Annotated in this window: 22 protein-coding genes and 3 tRNA genes; 20 read left to right on the top strand and 5 right to left on the bottom strand. The window is 71.7% G+C overall.

The annotated features are described in order from the left end of the window. Positions 1-200: 200 nt before the first annotated feature. The 14 genes from OG338_RS17915 (at position 201) to OG338_RS17980 (ending at position 12,162) form a co-directional block, all read left to right on the top strand. Positions 201-623 (top strand): NADH-quinone oxidoreductase subunit A, encoded by a 423-nt coding sequence (locus OG338_RS17915; RefSeq protein WP_376455720.1) that lies wholly within the window; start codon positions 201-203, stop codon positions 621-623. Next, entirely contained in the window at positions 614-1,249 is a 636-nt protein-coding gene (locus tag OG338_RS17920; RefSeq protein WP_405938293.1) for an NADH-quinone oxidoreductase subunit B, read from the top strand. The genes OG338_RS17915 and OG338_RS17920 overlap by 10 nt, the downstream gene beginning before the upstream one ends. Next, positions 1,246-2,058: an NADH-quinone oxidoreductase subunit C gene (locus tag OG338_RS17925; RefSeq protein ID WP_405938294.1), complete on the top strand. Its 813-nt coding sequence runs from the start codon at positions 1,246-1,248 to the stop codon at positions 2,056-2,058. The genes OG338_RS17920 and OG338_RS17925 overlap by 4 nt, the downstream gene beginning before the upstream one ends. Next, on the top strand, positions 2,055-3,023 hold the full coding sequence (locus tag OG338_RS17930) for an NADH-quinone oxidoreductase subunit H (protein ID WP_405938295.1): 969 nt from the start codon (positions 2,055-2,057) through the stop codon (positions 3,021-3,023). The genes OG338_RS17925 and OG338_RS17930 overlap by 4 nt, the downstream gene beginning before the upstream one ends. Continuing rightward, positions 3,023-3,634, top strand: coding sequence for a NuoI/complex I 23 kDa subunit family protein (locus OG338_RS17935; RefSeq protein ID WP_405938296.1), 612 nt, complete (start codon positions 3,023-3,025; stop codon positions 3,632-3,634). The genes OG338_RS17930 and OG338_RS17935 overlap by 1 nt, the downstream gene beginning before the upstream one ends. After that, positions 3,631-4,239, top strand: coding sequence for an NADH-quinone oxidoreductase subunit J (locus OG338_RS17940; protein ID WP_405938297.1), 609 nt, complete (start codon positions 3,631-3,633; stop codon positions 4,237-4,239). The genes OG338_RS17935 and OG338_RS17940 overlap by 4 nt, the downstream gene beginning before the upstream one ends. Continuing rightward, complete coding sequence (gene nuoK / locus OG338_RS17945; protein ID WP_405938298.1) at positions 4,239-4,667, top strand: NADH-quinone oxidoreductase subunit NuoK; 429 nt, start codon at positions 4,239-4,241, stop codon at positions 4,665-4,667. Before OG338_RS17940 ends, nuoK begins: the two co-directional genes overlap by 1 nt. Continuing rightward, positions 4,664-6,664, top strand: coding sequence for an NADH-quinone oxidoreductase subunit L (locus OG338_RS17950; RefSeq protein WP_405938299.1), 2,001 nt, complete (start codon positions 4,664-4,666; stop codon positions 6,662-6,664). Before nuoK ends, OG338_RS17950 begins: the two co-directional genes overlap by 4 nt. A 27-nt stretch (positions 6,665-6,691) precedes the next feature. After that, positions 6,692-8,242, top strand: coding sequence for a NuoM family protein (locus OG338_RS17955; protein WP_405940456.1), 1,551 nt, complete (start codon positions 6,692-6,694; stop codon positions 8,240-8,242). Beyond that, positions 8,239-9,756, top strand: a complete 1,518-nt coding sequence (locus tag OG338_RS17960; protein WP_405938300.1) for an NADH-quinone oxidoreductase subunit N — start codon at positions 8,239-8,241, stop codon at positions 9,754-9,756. Before OG338_RS17955 ends, OG338_RS17960 begins: the two co-directional genes overlap by 4 nt. A 127-nt stretch (positions 9,757-9,883) precedes the next feature. Beyond that, on the top strand, positions 9,884-10,345 hold the full coding sequence (gene mscL / locus OG338_RS17965; protein WP_405938301.1) for a large conductance mechanosensitive channel protein MscL: 462 nt from the start codon (positions 9,884-9,886) through the stop codon (positions 10,343-10,345). Positions 10,346-10,543: 198 nt separating this feature from the next. Next, positions 10,544-11,407 carry a zinc metalloprotease HtpX gene (gene htpX, locus OG338_RS17970; RefSeq protein ID WP_405938302.1) on the top strand — a complete coding sequence of 288 codons (864 nt, stop codon included), beginning with the start codon at positions 10,544-10,546 and terminating at the stop codon, positions 11,405-11,407. Beyond that, complete coding sequence (locus OG338_RS17975) at positions 11,404-11,796, top strand: YccF domain-containing protein (protein ID WP_405938303.1); 393 nt, start codon at positions 11,404-11,406, stop codon at positions 11,794-11,796. Before htpX ends, OG338_RS17975 begins: the two co-directional genes overlap by 4 nt. Before the next feature lie 93 nt (positions 11,797-11,889). Then, positions 11,890-12,162, top strand: coding sequence for a GlsB/YeaQ/YmgE family stress response membrane protein (locus OG338_RS17980; RefSeq protein ID WP_405938304.1), 273 nt, complete (start codon positions 11,890-11,892; stop codon positions 12,160-12,162). 2 nt (positions 12,163-12,164) lie between these two features. On the opposite strand, the gene OG338_RS17985 is transcribed toward OG338_RS17980, so the two are convergent. The 3 genes from OG338_RS17985 to OG338_RS17995 form a co-directional block, all read right to left on the bottom strand. Continuing rightward, positions 12,165-12,824, bottom strand: a complete 660-nt coding sequence (locus OG338_RS17985) for an alpha-ketoglutarate-dependent dioxygenase AlkB family protein (RefSeq protein WP_405938305.1) — start codon at positions 12,822-12,824, stop codon at positions 12,165-12,167. 24 nt (positions 12,825-12,848) lie between these two features. Beyond that, positions 12,849-13,355 carry a methylated-DNA--[protein]-cysteine S-methyltransferase gene (locus OG338_RS17990; protein WP_405938306.1) on the bottom strand — a complete coding sequence of 169 codons (507 nt, stop codon included), beginning with the start codon at positions 13,353-13,355 and terminating at the stop codon, positions 12,849-12,851. A gap of 146 nt (positions 13,356-13,501) precedes the next feature. After that, positions 13,502-13,990, bottom strand: coding sequence for a YajQ family cyclic di-GMP-binding protein (locus OG338_RS17995; RefSeq protein ID WP_018101275.1), 489 nt, complete (start codon positions 13,988-13,990; stop codon positions 13,502-13,504). A 190-nt stretch (positions 13,991-14,180) separates the two neighbouring features. On the opposite strand from OG338_RS17995, the gene OG338_RS18000 reads away from it, so the two are divergent. After that, positions 14,181-14,262: transfer RNA gene (locus tag OG338_RS18000), tRNA-Tyr, on the top strand. A gap of 48 nt (positions 14,263-14,310) precedes the next feature. Here the strand turns inward: OG338_RS18000 and OG338_RS18005 are convergent. Both OG338_RS18005 and OG338_RS18010 read right to left on the bottom strand, forming a co-directional pair. Next, positions 14,311-14,967 carry an SDR family oxidoreductase gene (locus tag OG338_RS18005; protein WP_405938307.1) on the bottom strand — a complete coding sequence of 219 codons (657 nt, stop codon included), beginning with the start codon at positions 14,965-14,967 and terminating at the stop codon, positions 14,311-14,313. 34 nt (positions 14,968-15,001) lie between these two features. Further along, entirely contained in the window at positions 15,002-16,261 is a 1,260-nt protein-coding gene (locus tag OG338_RS18010) for an amidohydrolase family protein (RefSeq protein ID WP_405938308.1), read from the bottom strand. 214 nt (positions 16,262-16,475) lie between these two features. On the opposite strand from OG338_RS18010, the gene OG338_RS18015 reads away from it, so the two are divergent. The 5 genes from OG338_RS18015 (at position 16,476) to OG338_RS18035 (ending at position 17,932) form a co-directional block, all read left to right on the top strand. Continuing rightward, positions 16,476-16,548: transfer RNA gene (locus tag OG338_RS18015), tRNA-Thr, on the top strand. A gap of 44 nt (positions 16,549-16,592) precedes the next feature. Next, positions 16,593-16,665 (top strand) — tRNA-Met (locus tag OG338_RS18020). An 88-nt stretch (positions 16,666-16,753) separates the two neighbouring features. Continuing rightward, a complete protein-coding gene (gene rpmG / locus OG338_RS18025; protein WP_003956487.1) occupies positions 16,754-16,918 on the top strand; it encodes a 50S ribosomal protein L33 in 165 nt (54 codons plus the stop codon). Between the two features lie 133 nt (positions 16,919-17,051). Further along, positions 17,052-17,504: a MaoC family dehydratase N-terminal domain-containing protein gene (locus OG338_RS18030; RefSeq protein ID WP_405938309.1), complete on the top strand. Its 453-nt coding sequence runs from the start codon at positions 17,052-17,054 to the stop codon at positions 17,502-17,504. Continuing rightward, positions 17,504-17,932, top strand: coding sequence for a MaoC family dehydratase (locus OG338_RS18035; protein ID WP_405938310.1), 429 nt, complete (start codon positions 17,504-17,506; stop codon positions 17,930-17,932). Before OG338_RS18030 ends, OG338_RS18035 begins: the two co-directional genes overlap by 1 nt. Positions 17,933-17,951 lie beyond the last annotated feature (19 nt).

Below are 17,951 nucleotides of genomic sequence, written 5' to 3' on the forward strand. Positions count from 1 at the left end.
ATGGGGCTCGTGGGTGAGGTGAAGTAGGGATATCCCCACCCGTGCCCCACCTCGCACCCCACTCGTGCCCCACCCGTCCCGCTCTCGTTCCCCGTCCGTTGCCCGACGCAACTGCTTACCCGCCCTTTACAGGGCCTAGACTCCCGTGCGTACAGATCGTGGACGGGGCTTCGGACGGGGCTAGGGAGCGAGGGGCGGACGTGACGGGTCTTCCCGGTGCGGCATCGACACCGGCGCGGACGGTGCTCGCGTCGTCGGACTACTTCCACAGCTACTCGGTGGTCGGACTCCTCGCCCTGGTGGGCGTCCTGTTCGTCGCCGTCGCCTTCGGCGCGGGCCGGCTGCTGCGGCCGGTGGTCCCGACGCCGGAGAAGCTGCTCACCTACGAGTGCGGCGTGGACCCGGTGGGGGAGGGCTGGGCGCACACCCAGGTCCGCTACTACGTGTACGCCTTCCTGTACGTGATCTTCGCCGTCGACTCGATCTTCCTGTTCCCCTGGGCGACGGTCTTCGCGGCGCCGGGCTACGGCGCGACCACGCTGGTGGAAATGTTCATCTTCCTCGGTTTCCTGGCCGTGGGACTGCTCTACGCATGGAAGAAGGGCGTCCTCGAATGGACGTGACGAGCCCGTCGTCGGCCGGGGCGGGGGACGAACCCGCCGCCGTACCCACGTTCCTCCCGGAACCGAAGCGCCTGGGCGTCCTGTCCAGGCTCGCGCCGGAACCGATGAAGGTGGTCCTCAACTGGGGCCGCCGCTACAGCCTCTGGGTCTTCAACTTCGGACTCGCCTGCTGCGCCATCGAATTCATCGCCGCCTCCATGGCGCGCCACGACTTCATCCGGCTCGGCGTCATCCCCTTCGCGCCGGGCCCGCGCCAGGCCGACCTGATGATCGTCTCCGGCACGGTGACGGACAAGATGGCCCCGGCGGTCAAGCGCCTGTACGAGCAGATGCCCGAGCCCAAGTACGTCATCTCCTTCGGCGCCTGCTCCAACTGCGGCGGCCCGTACTGGGACTCGTACTCCGTCACGAAGGGCGTCGACCAGATCATCCCCGTCGACGTCTACGTCCCCGGCTGCCCGCCCCGCCCCGAGGCGCTGCTCCAGGGCATCCTGAAGCTTCAGGAGAAGATCGCGCGCGAGTCGCTGGGGGAGCGTTACGCGGCTGCCGCGGGCGCCCGCCCGTCCACGGAGGCGCTGCGCAGCGGCCTGGTGACTTCGCCTCCGGCCGCGGGGGAGGACAAGTGACCGCCGCCTTCGACCGCCTTCCGGACGCCGTCGCCGAGGTCTTCGGCGACGACGCCACCGCCGAGCGGGCGTACGACCTCCTCACGGTCGACGTTCCGCCCACCGCGTGGATCACCGCCCTGGAGACCGCCCGGGACGCCCTCGGCTGCACGTACTTCGACTGGCTGAGCGCGGTGGACGAACCGGGCATGGGCTTCCGGGTGTGCGCGCATGTGGCGGCACTGCCGTCGGCCGGCTCCGGCGTCCGCCGCCTTCTGCTGCGCACGACGGTGCCGCACGAGGCCCCGGCCCTGCCGACCGCGACCGGTGTGTACGCGGGCGCCGCCTGGCACGAACGCGAGACGCACGAGATGTTCGGCGTCGTCTTCGAGGGCCACCCGAACCTGGTCCCGCTCCTCCTCCCCGAGAACTTCGAGGGCCACCCCCTCCGCAAGGACTTCGTGCTGGCCGCCCGCGTGGCGAAGGCATGGCCGGGCGCGAAGGAACCGGGTGAGTCGGACCACGGCGGCCCGAAGCGCCGCACGATGCTTCCCCCGGGCGTCCCGGACCCGAACGAGTGGGGCCCTCTCAAGGGCCAGCTGCCGCCGGCTCCGGCGCGCCCGGCAAGGCGGGCCCGCACGGCGGGCGACGCGACGCCGACGGCCCCGGCGGAACCCCGCCCCCGTCGCACCCGCAGCGCGTCCCAGGGCTCGGCGAGCCAGAGTGCGCCGGGGGCCCGTCCGGCGGCGGACGCCCCGTGGCGCGACGCGCCGGAGAACCAGCCCCCGGTCCGACCCGACACCCCCGACAACGGAGGCGGTCAAGCGTGAACGACGCCCTGGACGTCACCCTCCGCATCGTCATCGTCTTCGCCGTCTTCATGGTCCTCCCCCTCGTCGTCGGCCAGACCGAACACAAGGTCATGGCCCACATGCAGGGCCGCCTGGGCCCCATGTACGCCGGCGGCTTCCACGGCTGGGCCCAGCTCGTCGCCGACGGCGTCAAGTTCGCGCAGAAGGAGGACATCGTCCCCGCCGGCGCCGACCGCAAGGTCTTCCGCCTGGCGCCGGCCGTGGCCCTCCTCCCGTATCTGCTCGTGCTGGTCGCGATCCCGATCGGCCCGGGCGAGGGCGCGGTCGGCCAGGTCGTCGACGCGGGCATCTTCTTCGTGCTCGCCGTGATGGGCGTGGGCGTACTCGGCTCGCTGATGGCCGGCTGGGCGTCGGCCAACAAGTTCTCCCTGCTCGGCGGCCTCCGCACCGCCGCGCAACTCCTCGCGTACGAGCTGCCGATGCTGCTCGCCGCCGCCTCGGTGGCGATGGCGGCGGGCACGGTCTCGCTGCCCGGCATCCTGGACGCGTTCGCGTGGTGGTGGCTGCCCTGGCAGATCACCGGCGCCCTGGTCTTCTTCGTGGCCGGACTCGCCGAACTCCAGCGCCCCCCGTTCGACATGCCGGTCGCCGACTCGGAGATCATCTTCGGCGCGTACACCGAGTACACCGGCCTCCGCTTCGCGCTGTTCCTGCTCGCCGAGTACGCCGGCATCGTCGTGCTCTGCGGGCTGACCACGGTCCTCTTCCTCGGCGGCTGGCACGGCCCGCTGGGCGCCGACGGACTCGGCTGGGTGTGGACCCTGCTGAAGACCGGCATCCTCGCGTTCGTCGTGATCTGGCTGCGCGTGACCTACCCGCGGCTGCGCGAGGACCAGTTGCAGAAGCTCGCCTGGACGACCCTCATCCCGCTCGCTCTCGCGCAGATCGCGCTCACCGGCATCGTGAAGGTGGCGATCAACTAGTGCCCCCGATCCCCGGCTCAGGTCTGGCCAAGGGCCTCGCCGTCACCCTGCGGACGATGACGAAGAAGACCGTCACCGCCCAGTACCCGGACGTGCAGCCCGAACTGCCGCCCCGCTCGCGCGGCGTCATCGCGCTGTTCGAGGAGAACTGCACGGTCTGCATGCTGTGCGCCCGCGAGTGCCCCGACTGGTGCATCTACATCGACTCCCACAAGGAGACGGTGCCGGCCGCGGCCCCGGGCGGCCGCGAACGCAGCCGCAACGTCCTCGACCGCTTCGCGATCGACTTCTCGCTCTGCATGTACTGCGGCATCTGCATCGAGGTCTGCCCGTTCGACGCGCTGTTCTGGTCGCCGGAGTTCGAGTACGCGGAGACGGACATCCTGGACCTCACCCATGAGCGCGACAAGCTGCGCGACTGGATGTGGACGGTCCCGGAACCGCCCGCGCTCGACCCGCGCGCCGAGGAACCGAAGGAACTCGCCGCGGCCCGCAAGACGGCCGACAAGCTCCGAGCCCAGCAGGAGCAGGAGCGCGCCCAGCAGGAGCGGGAGCAGGAGCGCGTCCGGCAGGAGCAGGAGCAGGACACGGGGCAGGAGGGCAACGCGTGATCACCGCCCTCGCGGCGGCCGCCCCGGCGGCCCCCGGCTTCCTCTCCCCGACAGGCGTCGAGATCGCCTTCGTCCTCGTCGGCATCGCCACCCTCGGCGCGGCTCTGGTGACCGTCACGACCAGGCAGCTGGTGCACGCCGCCCTCTGGCTGATCGTGGCGCTCGGCGGCCTCGCCGTCGAGTACCTCCTGCTCACGGCGGAGTTCATCGCCTGGGTGCAGGTACTGATCTACGTGGGTTCCGTCGTCGTCCTCCTCCTGTTCGGGCTGATGCTCACCAGGGCCCCGGTCGGCCGCTCCCCGGACGCCGACTCGGAGAACCGGTGGGCCGCCCTCGCGGTCGCCGCCGCCTCCGCCGGCGTCCTGGTCTGGGTCGTCGTGGACGCCTTCCGCACGACGTGGATCGAGCTGGACGGGCCCGCCCAGGGCTCCACCGAGGTCACCGGCGCCTTCCTCTTCCGCAACTGGGTGCTCCCCTTCGAAGCGCTCTCCGTCCTCCTGCTCGCCGCCCTGGTCGGCGCGATCGTCCTCTCCCGCAAGGGCGGCCGGGCCGACGCCGGGGCCACCGGCCGGCAGGACCCGAGCAACCGAGAGGCCACGCGCTGATGCATCTCGCCTATCCCGCGGTGCTCGCCGCCCTCCTCTTCTGCACCGGGCTGTACGGAGTCCTCGCCCGCCGCAACGCGATCCTCGTGCTGATGTCCGTCGAGCTGATGCTCAACGCCGTCAACCTCAACCTGGTCGCGTTCGACGTCTGGCTCCGCGACCGCCTGCACTCCGGCCAGGCCCTCACCCTGTTCACCATCGCCATCGCGGCGGCGGAGATCGGCATCGGCCTGGCGATCGTCCTCGCCGTCTACCGCAACCGGGGCAGCTCCGACATCGACCGGCTCCGCGACACCGCCGAGACCGACGAGGCCGAGACCGTCCCGGCCGGCGACGACGAGGACGACGCCCCGGCGGACACCGACCGCCCCGAAGACCAGGCCACTGCCGCGGCAGGGAAGGCAAAGAAGGCGGAGGCCACCCCGTGACCACCACGACCCTCGCCGTCCTCGTCCCCCTCCTCCCGTTCCTGGGCGCGGCGGCCGGACTGCTCCTCGGCCGCACCGCACCCGAATACGTGCGCCCGCTCGCCGTACTGCCCTCCCTCGTCTCGCTCGTCCTCGCGGCCACCGTCGCCGCGCGCCAGGGCGGCGGCCGGGCCATCGACGCGGCGACCCAGCTCACCCCCACCGGCTCCGTCCCCATCGACCTCGCGCTGCACCTCGACGGCTTCGCCGTCCTCGTCGCCGTGCTGGTCGCCCTGGTCGCGAGCTGCGTGCAGATCTACTCGACCGCCTATCTGCGCGACGACCCCCGCTACCCCTCGTACGCGGCGCTGGTCTCCCTCTTCACCTCCGCGATGCTGCTCGTCGTCTACTCCGGCGACCTGATGGTGCTGCTGGTCGGCTGGGAGGTCATGGGCATCTGCTCGTACTTCCTGGTCGGCCACTACTGGGAGACGCCCGAGGCGCGCGCCGCGTCCCTGAAGGCGTTCCTGGTCACCAAGCTGGGCGACGTCCCCTTCCTCATCGGCCTGTTCGCGCTCGCCGCCGACACCGGCTCCTTCCGCATCACCCGCATCCTGGGCGCCGTCGCCCACGGCGGCCTCGATCACCCCACCCTCATCGCGCTCCTCCTCCTGGCCGGGGTCGCGGGCAAGTCCGCGCAGTTCCCCCTGCACACCTGGCTGCCCGACGCCATGGCCGGCCCCACCCCCGTCTCGGCGCTGATCCACGCGGCGACGATGGTCGCCGCCGGCATCTACTTCGTCGCCCGCCTCCTCCCCGTCTTCGCGGCCTCCGGCGCCGCCCTCGTCGTCCTCGCCGTGATGGCGGCCGTCACGATGATCGGGTCCGGGCTCGCCGCGCTCGCCCAGGACGACATCAAGCGCGTCCTCGCCTACTCGACCATCGGGCAGCTCGGCTACATGTCGGGCGCCCTGGCCGTCGGCGACCGGGGGGCCGCCGTCTTCCACCTCGTCTCGCACGGTGCCTTCAAGGCGGTCCTCTTCCTCGCGGCCGGCGTCGTCATCCACGCCGCCGGCACCAACTCACTGGCCGCCATGTCCCGGATGGGCGGCCTCGCCCGCCGCATCCCGGACGCCTACTGGACGATGACCGTCGCGCTGCTCGCGCTCGCCGCCATCCCCCCGTTCGCCGGCTTCTTCTCCAAGGAAGCCGTCCTCGTCGCCGCCGAGCACACCGCCCTCGGCGACCGGCACGTCGCCCCGGCCGCCGCCGGCTGGACGGTCCTCGTCGCCGGGCTGCTGGCCGCCGTGCTCACCGCCGGCTACGCCACCCGGCTCTGGCTCCTCGCCTTCCGGGGCCGGGGCGCCGAGGCCCCCGACCACGGCAGGCAGCCCGCCGCCATGACCGCCGTCCTCTGGGTCCTGGCCGTCCCGACCATCGCCCTCGGGCTGAGCGTCGGCGTCATCGGCGACTGGTTCGACGGCCACCGCCTCGTCCCCTCGCTGACCACCGCCGTCCTGTCCACCGGCGTCGGCCTCGTCGGCGGACTGGTCACCTACGCGGCCTGGCGCCACACCACCGCGCTCGCCGCCCGCGTCCCCATGGGCTCGGTCGTCGCCCACCCGGACGCCGAACCGGCTCTCGTGGAGATCGAGGCGATCGAGGCCCGCACCGCCGCCTACGGCCCGGCCGGGGACGCCCCCGACCCCGCCGACCCCGGACGCCTGCTGCTCGGCCCGCTCCACCGCCACGCGGCCACCGGCTTCCACCTGGACGCCCTGTACGCGGCGCTGTTCGTCCGCCCCGTCCAGGCCGCGGCCCGCCTCGTCCGCTTCCTGGACCGCGAGGTCGTGGAGACCTACGTACGCGGCTCCGCCACCGGCGCCCGCTGGCTCGGCACGGCGGTCCGCCGCGCCCAGACCGGCAATGTGCAGACCTACCTCAGCGCACTGCTGGCCGGTTCCCTGGTCCTGGCGGTCGCCGCCGTCGTCTTCGCCAACGTCAACGCGGGGTCCTGAGCCGTGATCGATATCAGCGCATCCGTGATGCAGTTCCTTCTGGCGTTCGTCGTCGTCGGCCCGCTCATCGGGGCCGTCGCCGCCCTGCTCCCCGCCCCGCCCGGGCTGAAGGGCCGCAGCCCCGACCAGGCCGTGCTCCGCCACGGCGTGACCGTCACCGGGGTCATCCTCCTGGCGACCCTGGTGCTGGCCGCCGGCTTCGACCACGACCACCCGTCGAAGATGCAGGCCACCACCGACATCAGCTGGATTCCGGCGCTGGACGTACGCATCCACCTCGGCATCGACGGCATCTCGCTCCCCCTGCTCGTCCTGACCGCGCTGCTGACCTTCCTCTGCGCGCTCTACAGCTACTTCAAGCTCCCCGAAGGCCCCTCCCCGAAGGCGTTCGTCGCGCTCGTCCTCCTCCTGGAGTCCGGCACCCTCGCCACCTTCGCCGTCCTCGACCTGCTCCTGTTCTTCCTGGCCTTCGAGATGGTGCTCATCCCGATGTACTTCCTGATCGCCCGATGGGGCGGTGCGGGGAGGCAGGCGGCCGCCTGGAAATTCATCCTCTACACACTGCTCGGCTCGGTCGTCATGCTGCTGGGCCTGCTCCTCATCGGACTGAAGAGCGGCACCTTCGACATGGTGGCACTCGCCACTGACAACGGCCGCGGGCTCACCTCGTCCGTGCAGGTCACCGCCGTTCTGGCGATCGGGATCGGGCTCGCCGTGAAGACCCCGATGTGGCCGCTGCACAGCTGGCTGCCCGACGCCCACACCGCCGCCCCGACCGTCGGCTCCGTGCTCCTCGCGGGCGTCCTGCTGAAGATGGGCACGTACGGCTTCGTCCGCATCCTGCTCCCGGTCGCCCCCGACGGGATGCACACCTTCGCCCCGTATCTCGCGGCCTTCGCCGTCGCCGGGATCGTCTACGGATCGCTCGCCTGCCTGGCCCTCGCCCGGCCCGGCGCCAAGGGCGACCTGAAACGGCTCATCGCGTACTCCTCCGTCGGCCACATGGGCTTCGTGCTCCTCGGCATCGCGAGCATGACCCCCACCGGCGTCAACGGCGCGCTCTTCGCCAACATCGCCCACGGGCTCATCACCGGCCTGCTGTTCTTCCTGGTCGGCGCCGTCAAGGACCGGTACGGCACCGCCGACCTGGACACCCTCGCCGGAGCCACCGGCGCCGCCCTCTACGGCCGCGCGCCCCGCCTCGGCGGCCTCCTCGCCTTCGCCGCGGTCGCCTCCCTCGGGCTGCCCGGACTCGCCGGGTTCTGGGGCGAGATGCTGGCCCTGTTCGGCGCGTTCGACCCGGCCGACGGGCTGAGCCGGCCCGCCTTCCTGACGTTCATGTCGATCGCCGCCTTCGGCACCCTGCTCACCGCCGCGTATCTGCTGATCGTGGTCCGCCGCGTCTGCATGGGCGCGAACCGCGACGAACCGCAGGCCATCGCCGACGTCCAGAGCTACGAATTCGCCGCCTGGACCCCCCTCGCGGCCCTCACCGTCCTCGCCGGCCTGTGGCCCGCCGTCCTCCTCGGCCTCACCGACCCGGCCGTGCAGAAGCTCCTCGCAGGAGGCAAGTCGTGACCACAGCGGCCGAGAGCACCACCAGCCTCGTCCAGTCCGTCGACTGGCTCGCCCTCGCGCCCCCGCTCACCGCCGCGGCCGTCGCCGTCGTCCTCCTGGTCGCCGACCTCTTCGTCACCGAGGCCCGCAAACCGCTCCTCGGCTACGGGGCCGTCGCCGGGCTCGTCGCCGCGCTCGCCCTGATCGTCCCCCTCCACGAAGGCGACCGCTCCACCTTCTGCCTCACCACGGGCAGCCACGCGTGCAGCTACACCGCCGACCACTTCACGCTGGTCATCCAGGCCCTCGTACTCGGCGGCGCACTGCTCACCGCGCTGCTCTCCCTCGGTGACACCCGCAAACTCCCGGCCGGCGAGTTCTGGTTCCTGCTGCTCTCGTCCGCCGCCGGAGCCGCGTTGCTGCCCGCCGCCCGGGACCTCGCCACGCTGGTCATCGCCCTGGAAGTCGCCTCGCTGCCCGCGTTCGCCCTGGTCGGCATCAAGCGCGGCGACCGGCGCTCCTCCGAGGCCGCGCTGAAGTTCTTCCTGTCCTCCGTGACCGCCACCGCCGTGATGCTCCTCGGCGTCAGCTTCGTGTACGCGGCCACCGGCACGCTCCACCTCACGGACCTGGCCGGGCGCCTCGGCCGCGTCGACCCCCAGCTCTCCACCCTCGCCGGGGCGGGCGTCGCGCTGACCCTGGTCGGCTTCGCCTTCAAGACGGCCGCCGCGCCCTTTCACTTCTGGGTGCCCGACACCTACGTGGGCGCCCCGCTGCCCATCGCCGCCTATCTCTCGGTCGTCGGCAAGGCGGTCGGCTTCACCGGCCTCATCCTCGTCACCGTGATCGCCTTTCCGGCGTACGCGGACGTGTGGGGCCCCGCCCTCGCGGTCCTGGCCGCGCTCACGATGACCGTCGGCAACGTCGCCGCGCTGCGCCAGAGCGCTTCCCGCGCGCGCGGTGCCGTACGCCTGCTCGCCTGGTCCTCCGTCGCCCAGGCCGGATATCTGCTCGTCCCCGTAGCAGCCGCCGCGTACGCCGGGGAGCGCAGGATCGGGTCCACCGTCGCGTACGCCCTGATGTACGCCGTCGTGAACCTCGGCGCGTTCGCGGTGGCCGCCCTGGTCGCCCGTACCCGCCCCGGCAACCGGCTGGACGACTACCGCGGCCTGTACGCCACCCGGCCCCTGGCCGCCCTCGCGCTGGCGTTCTTCCTGCTCTGCCTGGCCGGGCTGCCGCCGGGGATCATCGGGCTCTTCGCCAAGGTCACGGTGTTCTCCGCCGCCGTCGACGCGGGCCTCGGCTGGCTCGCCGTCGTGATGGCCGTCAACGTCGTCGTCGCCTTGTACTACTACCTCCAGTGGACGGCCGCCCTGTTCCGCGCCCCCGCGGACGGGGAAGAGGCCGCGCCCGCCGTACGGCACCGCGTCCCGGCCCCGCTGACCGCGGCGATCGTCCTCACCGCCGCCGCCGGAGTCGTCCTGTCGGGCGCCCCGCAGACCGTGCTGAGGTTCGCCGCCGTCAACCTCTTCTGACTCTTCTGATGATCGAGCGCCAGTTCGAAAGGTGACAAGATCGGTTTGCCCCGGGCCACCCGCACAGGGCAAGGTCGGGTGCCTTGGAACGCGTACGACGTTCTCATCACCACAAGGAGCCAGAGCAGTGCTGAGCGGGTTCAAGGACTTCATCCTGCGCGGAAACGTCATCTCCATGGCGGTCGGTCTCGCCGTCGGAGCCGCGTTCACCGCCGTCGTCACCGGGTTCAGCAACGGCTTCATCGTGCCGCTGATCGGCATCATCACGCGCGGCACCGGTGACTTCAGCAAGGCGCACTTCACGGTCGACGGGGTGAAGTTCCCGTACGGCCTGTTCGTCAGCGCCGCGATCGCCTTCCTCATCACCGCCGCCGTCCTCTACTTCTGCGTCGTCATGCCGATGGCCAAGGTCCAGGACCGCTTCGCCAAGAACGCCGACGAGCCGGTCGACATCAAGGCCGCCCTGCGCGACTGCCCCCGCTGCTACACCGAGATCCCGGCCATCGCCTCCCGCTGCGCCCACTGCACCAGCGAGGTCGAGCCCGACCCCGAGGCCCTGGAACTCGCCAAGCTCCCCGCCCAGCGCTGAGCACACGCCACACCTCTCCACCCGGACGGCCCAGAGCCCGGACCCACGCGTACAGCGGGGGCCGGCCTGGGCCGTCGGGCCGTCCGGACCAGGGAACTCGCTCCCGCCGCCTGGCGTTGACCTGTACGGGAGGCTCCACTGAGCGGTGGAGCCCCACCCGCCAAGGGCTCCCCTGCCGCACGATTTGGAGGGCGTACCGTGCACCGCCGGCACAACGGGCTGAGAACCGCCGTACTCCTCGGGGGCCTGTCCGCACTCATCATCGTCATCGGCAGCTTCTTCGGTCGTACGGGCCTGATCGTCGCCCTCCTGGTGGCGATCGGCACCAACGCGTACGCGTACTGGAACAGCGACAAGCTGGCGCTGCGGGCCATGCGCGCCCGCCCCGTGAGCGAATTCGAGGCGCCCCAGCTCTACCGCATGGTCCGCGAGCTCTCCACCTCGGCGCGCCAGCCCATGCCCCGGCTCTACATCTCCCCGACCCAGGCCCCCAACGCCTTCGCGACCGGCCGCAATCCGCGCAACGCGGCGGTCTGCTGCACCGAGGGCATCCTGAGTCTCCTGGACGAGCGCGAGCTGCGCGGCGTCCTCGGCCACGAGCTGAGCCACGTCTACAACCGGGACATCCTCATCTCGTCCGTCGCCGGCGCGCTGGCCTCCGTGGTGATGTTCCTGGTCAACTTCGCCTGGCTGATACCGGTCGGCCGCTCCAACGACGACGAGGGCCCGGGCCTTCTCGGCATGCTGCTGATCATGATCCTGGGGCCGCTCGCCGCGTCCGTCATCCAGCTGGCCGTCAGCCGCTCCCGGGAGTACGAGGCGGACGCCTCGGGCGCCCGGCTCACCGGCGACCCGCTGGCCCTCGCCGGTGCCCTGCGGAAGCTGGAGGCCGGGACCCAGCGGCTTCCGCTGCCCCCGGAGCCCCGGATCGAGACCGCGAGCCACATGATGATCGCCAACCCGTTCCGCGCGGGGCAGGGGATGTCCAAGATGTTCTCGACCCACCCGCCGATGGCGGAACGCATCGCCCGACTAGAGCAGATGGCAGGTCCTCGCCCGTGAAAACCATTCTCAACGTCATTTGGCTGGTCCTCTGCGGATTCTGGATGTTCCTCGGCTACCTGCTCGCGGGACTCCTGCTCTGCGTCACGATCATCGGCATCCCCTTCGGCCTGGCCGCCTTCCGGATCGGCGTCTACGCCCTCTGGCCCTTCGGACACCGGGTGGTCGACCGCCGGGACGCGGGCGGCCCCTCCTGCGTGGGCAACGTGCTCTGGCTGATCCTCGCCGGCTGGTGGCTGGCGCTCGGCCACATCACCACGGGCATCGCCCTGTGCCTCACGATCATCGGAATCCCCCTGGGCATCGCCAACTTCAAGCTCATCCCGGTGTCCCTGATGCCGTTCGGCAAGGAGATCGTGCGCACCGACGAGCAGTTCGCCGGCTGGTAGGCCCCTCCCGGGACCGCGGCCCGCCGCACGCAACCACCCGCCCGCCCCCGGCGTCTTGGATTCCAGGACAGAGGGACGGGTAGGTTCGCACGCATGACCATTATCGGCTGGATCATTCTCGGGCTCATCGCAGGCGTCATCGCCAAGGTCCTGCTGCCGGGGCGCGACCCCGGCGGCCTGGTGGGCACCACGCTCATAGGGATCGTCGGCGCGTTCCTCGGTGGCTGGATATCGTCGCGCTTCCTGGACCGCGAGATCACCAAGGACTTCTTCGACCCGGCGACCTGGATCGCGGCCATCGGCGGCTCCCTGATCCTGCTGATCGGTTACCGCCTGCTCTTCGGCAACTCCCGCGAACGGCGCTGACGTCAGCCCTTCAGCCCCGTTTCACGCAACGTCACATTGAGCCGGCCACCGCTCATCCCCGTACCGGGAGGGGCGGTGCCGGGCCGGACCACCGGCACCCCGTGGAACGCCCGGCGCGCCGGGCCGCCGAACACGAACAGGTCGCCGGACGCCAGCTCCACATCGGTCCACGGCCTGCCCCGGCCCTCCGTGTTGCCGAACCGGAAGACACAGGTGTCCCCGATGCTGAGCGACACCACGGGCGCCCCGGACCGCTCCTCGGCATCCCGGTGCATGCCCATCCGGGCCGTACCGTCGTAGAAGTTGACCAGCGCGGCATCCGGCGCGTACGCCTCCGAGCCGCCTCCCGGCCCGTACGCCTCCGCCACCGCCGCCCGCCCCAACTCCGCGAGCCACTCCGGGAACGGGGCCACCGGGGCGCCGTTCACATCGTCGGCGGTACGCGAGTAGCGGTACGGCTGCCAGTGCCACCCCAGGCACACCGTCCGCACCGACATGACCCCGCCGCCCGGCAGCGCGGTGTGCCGCAGCGGCACGGGCCCCCGCGCCCACTCCCGGCACGCCGCCACCAACTCCCGCTGCCGCTCCGGCGACAGCCAGTCGGGCACATGCACGGCCCCCGGCGCGATGACGGCCGGTGATCTGGGGAAGAGCCCGTCCATCAGCAGCGGCCCGTCAACGCCCCGTCACCGCCCCGCCAGGGCCCCTTCGAGCCCCAGCAGCCGTTCCTTGCGCTCAAGACCGCCCGCGTACCCGCGCAGCGCGCCGTCCGCACCGATCACCCGGTGACACGGCCGCACGACGAGCAGCGGATTGCGCCCGATCGCGGTGCCCACGGCCCGCACCCCGGCCCCGCTCGCGCCGACGCGCGCGGCGATCTGCCCGTACGAGACCGTCTCGCCGTACGGAACGGCGTCCAGCGCGGCCCAGACCCGCCGCTGGAAGTCAGTGCCCCGCCCCTGCGCGTACACCAGGTCGAAGCGCGTCCGGCGCCCCTCGAAGTACTCCCGCAACTGGGCGGCGACCCCCGCGAACGCCTCCGGCGCGTACACCCAGCCGTCCTGGACGACGGCGCCGCCCTTCTGGCCGGGCACGGAGAGCGAGACGAGCGCGACACCCGCCCCGCCCGGGGCCTCTTCCCCGGCCAGCAGCAGTTCACCCAGCGGGCTGTCGACCGTCGCGTACATGGTCATGACCGGTCCCTCTCCTCGTCCGTACGACCGGCCGGAACGCCGGCCGGCACGGACCAGTCTGCTGCGCCCGAACCGCCGGGACCGGCGGTATTCGGACATGCAGTCCGGGCGCGGAACGAAAGCTTCCGCGCCCGGGCCACAACGCTCTAGCGGTAATTCGCGAACTGCACGTCGAAGTCGAAGTCCTGGGCCTTCAGCAGCGCCTGCACGGCCTGCAGATCGTCCCGGCTCTTCGACGTGACCCGCAGCTCCTCGCCCTGGACCTGGGCCTTGACGCCCTTGGGTCCCTCGTCGCGGATGATCTTCGCGACCTTCTTGGCGTTCTCCTGGGAGATGCCCTCCTCGATCGAGGCGAACAGCTTGTACTCCTTGCCGGACAGCTGCGGCTCCCCGGCGTCCAGCGACTTCAGCGAGATCCCGCGCTTGATCAGCTTGGACTGGAAGATGTCGAGGATGGCCTTGACCCGCTCCTCGCCGTTCGCCTGCATCAGGATCTTCTCGCCGGACCACGCGATCGACGCGTCCGTGCCCTTGAAGTCGTAACGGGTGGAGATCTCCTTGGCGGCCTGGTTGAGGGCGTTGTCGACCTCCTGCCGCTCGACCTTCGAGACGATGTCGAAACTGGAGTCGGCCATGACGTGTGGCTCCTTGGATCGGGGGTGCTGGAAAGTGCGTACTGGCGCAGCGGCCGCGTAAAGCCTAGCCACCCGAGACCGCACGGGCCTCCGAACAATCCGGTGGCGTAGCACCCTCGGTCATCAGGTATTGTTTACGTCGTTGCCGGAGAGCACCACGGGAAACCGGGACTCGAAGGCGGCAACCCTTGGCGGTGTGCCCGAGTGGCCAAAGGGAGCAGACTGTAAATCTGCCGGCTCAGCCTACCCAGGTTCGAACCCTGGCGCCGCCACAAGCAAGGCCCCCGTTCTTCGAACGGGGGCCTTCTTCGTCGTGCCGGTCAGTTGCCCGCGATGTCCTTCACCGCGACCGTCAACGGCACGTTGCCCGAGATCAGTTCCAGGGTCAGGCCCGCCGTGGCCGGGGTGTCCAGCAGCTCGACCAGGGCCGCCGCCACGTCGTCGCGGGGGACCGGGCCCCGGCCCGTGGACGCGGCCAGGAGGACCTGGCCGGTGCCGGCGTCGTTGGTGAGCATCCCGGGGCGCAGGATCGTCCAGTCCAGGGCCGGGCGGGAGCGCACGTCCGCGTCCGCCGCGCCCTTGGCCCGCAGATACACGTCGAACACCTCGTCCCCGGCGTGGTCCGGGTCCGCGCCCATGGACGAGACCACGACATAACGCCGCACCCCCGCCCGCTCCGCCGCGTCCGCGAAGAGCACGGCCGCGCCCCGGTCCACGGTGTCCTTGCGGGCCGTGCCGCTGTTGGGGCCCGCGCCGGCCGCGAAGACCGCCGCGTCGGCGCCCCGCAGCGCCTCGGCGACCTCGTCGACCGTGGCCGACTCCAGATCCAGCACCACCGGCTCGGCGCCCACCGCCCTGAGGTCGTCGCCCTGTCCGGGGTTGCGGATGATGCCGGCCGCCTCGTCCCCGCGCGCGGCGAGCAACCGCTCCAGCCGCAGCGCGATCTGACCATGTCCACCTGCGATGACAATGCGCATACGACCGACGGTACGCCGGAGCGCGTCGCGACGCTCACGGCCCGCCGGTGGATTCAGGCCGTCCCTGGCGGGGAAGACCGGGCCCGCCGCCGGCCTCCGAGTCGCAGTACTCGCGCACCGCGCTGGTCCGGGCCACCACCCGCCCCCGGTGCACCACGATCCGGCTGTACGCCAGCGACAGCGCCCCGGCCAGCCCTTCCCCGCGTACGGCGAGCAGCTCGGCCGGAAAGCCCGCCTCGACGCGGACCTCGGGCAGGCCCATGACGTGCCGGGCCTCGGCGGACACCGCCGCGTAGGCGTGCTCGGGGCGCAGTCCGCCCTGCGAGGCCAGCAGGAACGCCGCCTCCAGCGGGTCGCCGCGCCCCACCGGGTTGGCCGGATCGCGCAGCGCCCCGCCGCCCGCGGCGACCCGCACCCCGGCCTCCCGCAGCAGCCGTACGGGGGCGGCGCCCCGGTGTTCCGTACCGCAGCAGCCGCCCTGGGGGAGGCAGGTGACGCTCACCCCGGCGGCCGCCAGCTGCCCGGCCGCCCGGGCGGCGGCGTCGGCGGGGAGGCGGGCGAGACCGGCGCAGGGGCCGATGGTGACCTCCTGGCGCAGCCCGCCCGCCAGCGCGGCGAACCGGGCGAGCCGGGCGGGGTCGTCGCCGTCCAGGTGCAGGTCCACGGGGCAGCCGTGCTCGGCGGCGACCTCCAGGACGGCTTCCACATATCCCGCCGGGTCCGGGTCGAGGTCCGGACGGCCGCCGACCGCGCCGGCGCCCATCTTCACCGCGTCGCGGAGCATCGCCAGGTTGCCCGCCCCGGCGACGCCGGTCAGCAGCCGGGGGACGGCGACCGGGGTCAGGTCGGCCAGGCCGCGCAGCGAGCGCCGGGCCCGGAGGACGGCTTCGAGCGCCGCCAGGCCCTGGAGATCGCCGATCCGCACGTGCGAGCGCAGGGCCGTCGCGCCGTGGCCGAGCTGGAGCAGGGCGGCTTCGGTGGCGCGGCGCCGGATGTCCTCGGGCCGCTCGGACGCGGGTCCGGGGCCGTCGGCGGTGAGGGCGGTGTCGCTGTGGGCGTGCGGCTCGGCGGGCGCGGGGAGCAGGAGGTGCCCGCGCAGGTCGAGGCGGGCGCCGGGGGCGGCGGTGAGGCTGCCCGCGGTGCCGACGGCCTCGATGCGGCCGCCGCAGACCCGTACGTCCACGACGCGGCCGTCGGCGAGACGGGCGCCGCAGAGCGTCAGGGCGGAGGTCTCCGGGCCGCCGGTGGTGTCGGCCGCGTGGTCGTCGGGCCGCCGCGGCTGGCTGTCGGACATCGTGCTCCTGGGAAGGGGTCAAGATCACGCAGAGTGAGTAGAGCCTAGGGGTGGGCGCGGCCCGGCCGGAGGAGGAGCGCAATAGTCGTACCGGTGCGGCCTTGCTGATCAGCGGTGTGAGGGCGCCCGTAGCGGGGTACGGGACCAGGTCGGCCTGGTGCCGGGAAACGGATTTGGGCGATCGGCGACCGAGCGTGTAATGTCTTCATCGCTCGCCCCAATAGCTCAGTCGGTAGAGCGTCTCCATGGTAAGGAGAAGGTCTGCGGTTCGATTCCGCATTGGGGCTCTGGTGATCGGAAACCCCGCTTCGGCGGGGGGCCCAGTCATCAAAGCGGTGTAGCTCAGTCGGTAGAGCAAGCGGCTCATAATCGCTGTGTCACCGGTTCAAGTCCGGTCACCGCTACTAAAAGTAGCCGATTGTGGGGTCGGTCCTTCGATCGGCTACTCTTTTTTGCGTTCATCCGTCCATCGTCCGTCCAAGGAGCACTCACGTGGCTGCCACCGACGTCCGCCCGAAGATCACGCTGGCCTGCGTGGAGTGCAAGGAGCGGAACTACATCACCAAGAAGAACCGGCGTAACAACCCGGACCGTCTTGAGATGAAGAAGCACTGCCCGCGCTGCAACTCGCACACTGCGCACCGCGAAACGCGCTGAATCAGGCTCGTACACGAGGCCGTCCCCTTCGGGGGGCGGCCTCGTGTCGTTGTGCGGCGGGTTTGGCGTTGAATGGGGCCGGACGCCGTCACAGACCGGCCCAGTCGTTCTTTCATCAGGAGGTTGCGAGTTCATGGCGCTCGACCAGTCCTTCGTGGGACGGACCTATCCGCCCACCGCGCCGTACGAGGTCGGACGGGAGAAGATCCGCGAGTTCGCCGAGGCCGTGGGCGACGCCCACCCCGCGTACACCGATCCCGAGGCCGCGAAGGCCCTCGGCCACGCCGATGTGATCGCGCCGCCGACCTTCGTGTTCTCGATCACCTTCAAGGCCGCCGGCCAGGTCATCGAGGACCCCCAGCTCGGCCTGGACTACAGCCGGGTCGTGCACGGCGATCAGAAGTTCGTCTATGTCCGCCCCGTGCGCGCCGGTGACCGGCTGTCGGTCGTCTCGACCATCGAGGCCGTCAAGTCGATGGCGGGCAACGACATCCTGGACGTCCGCGGCGACGTCCACGGCGAGTCCGGTGAGCTGGTCGTGACCGCCTGGACGAAGCTGGTGGCGCGCGCCGCCGAGGAGGCGTGATGACGGCGAAGGTGAGTTACGAGTCCGTCGAGGTCGGTACGGAGCTGCCGGCGCGGTCCTTCCCGGTCACCCGGGCGACGCTCGTGCAGTACGCGGGTGCCTCGGGCGACTTCAACCCGATCCACTGGAACGAGCGCTTCGCGCGCGAGGTCGGGCTGCCCGATGTGATCGCGCACGGCATGTTCACCATGGCCGAGGCGATCCGGGTGGTCACGGACTGGACCGGCGACCCGGGCGCGGTGGTCGAGTACGGAGTGCGCTTCACCAAGCCCGTCGTGGTCCCGGACGACGACAAGGGCGCGCGGATCGAGGTCAGCGGCAAGGTCGGCGCGCTGCTGGACGACCGGCGGGTGCGCGTGGACCTGACGGTCATGAGCGACGGCAAGAAGGTCCTGGGCATGTCCCGGGCCGTGGTGCGGCTCGCCTAGCGAGGGCGGGCGATCGCGA

Origin of the sequence: Streptomyces sp. NBC_00726 (assembly GCF_045161735.1) — a bacterium.
Lineage (GTDB): Bacteria > Actinomycetota > Actinomycetes > Streptomycetales > Streptomycetaceae > Streptomyces.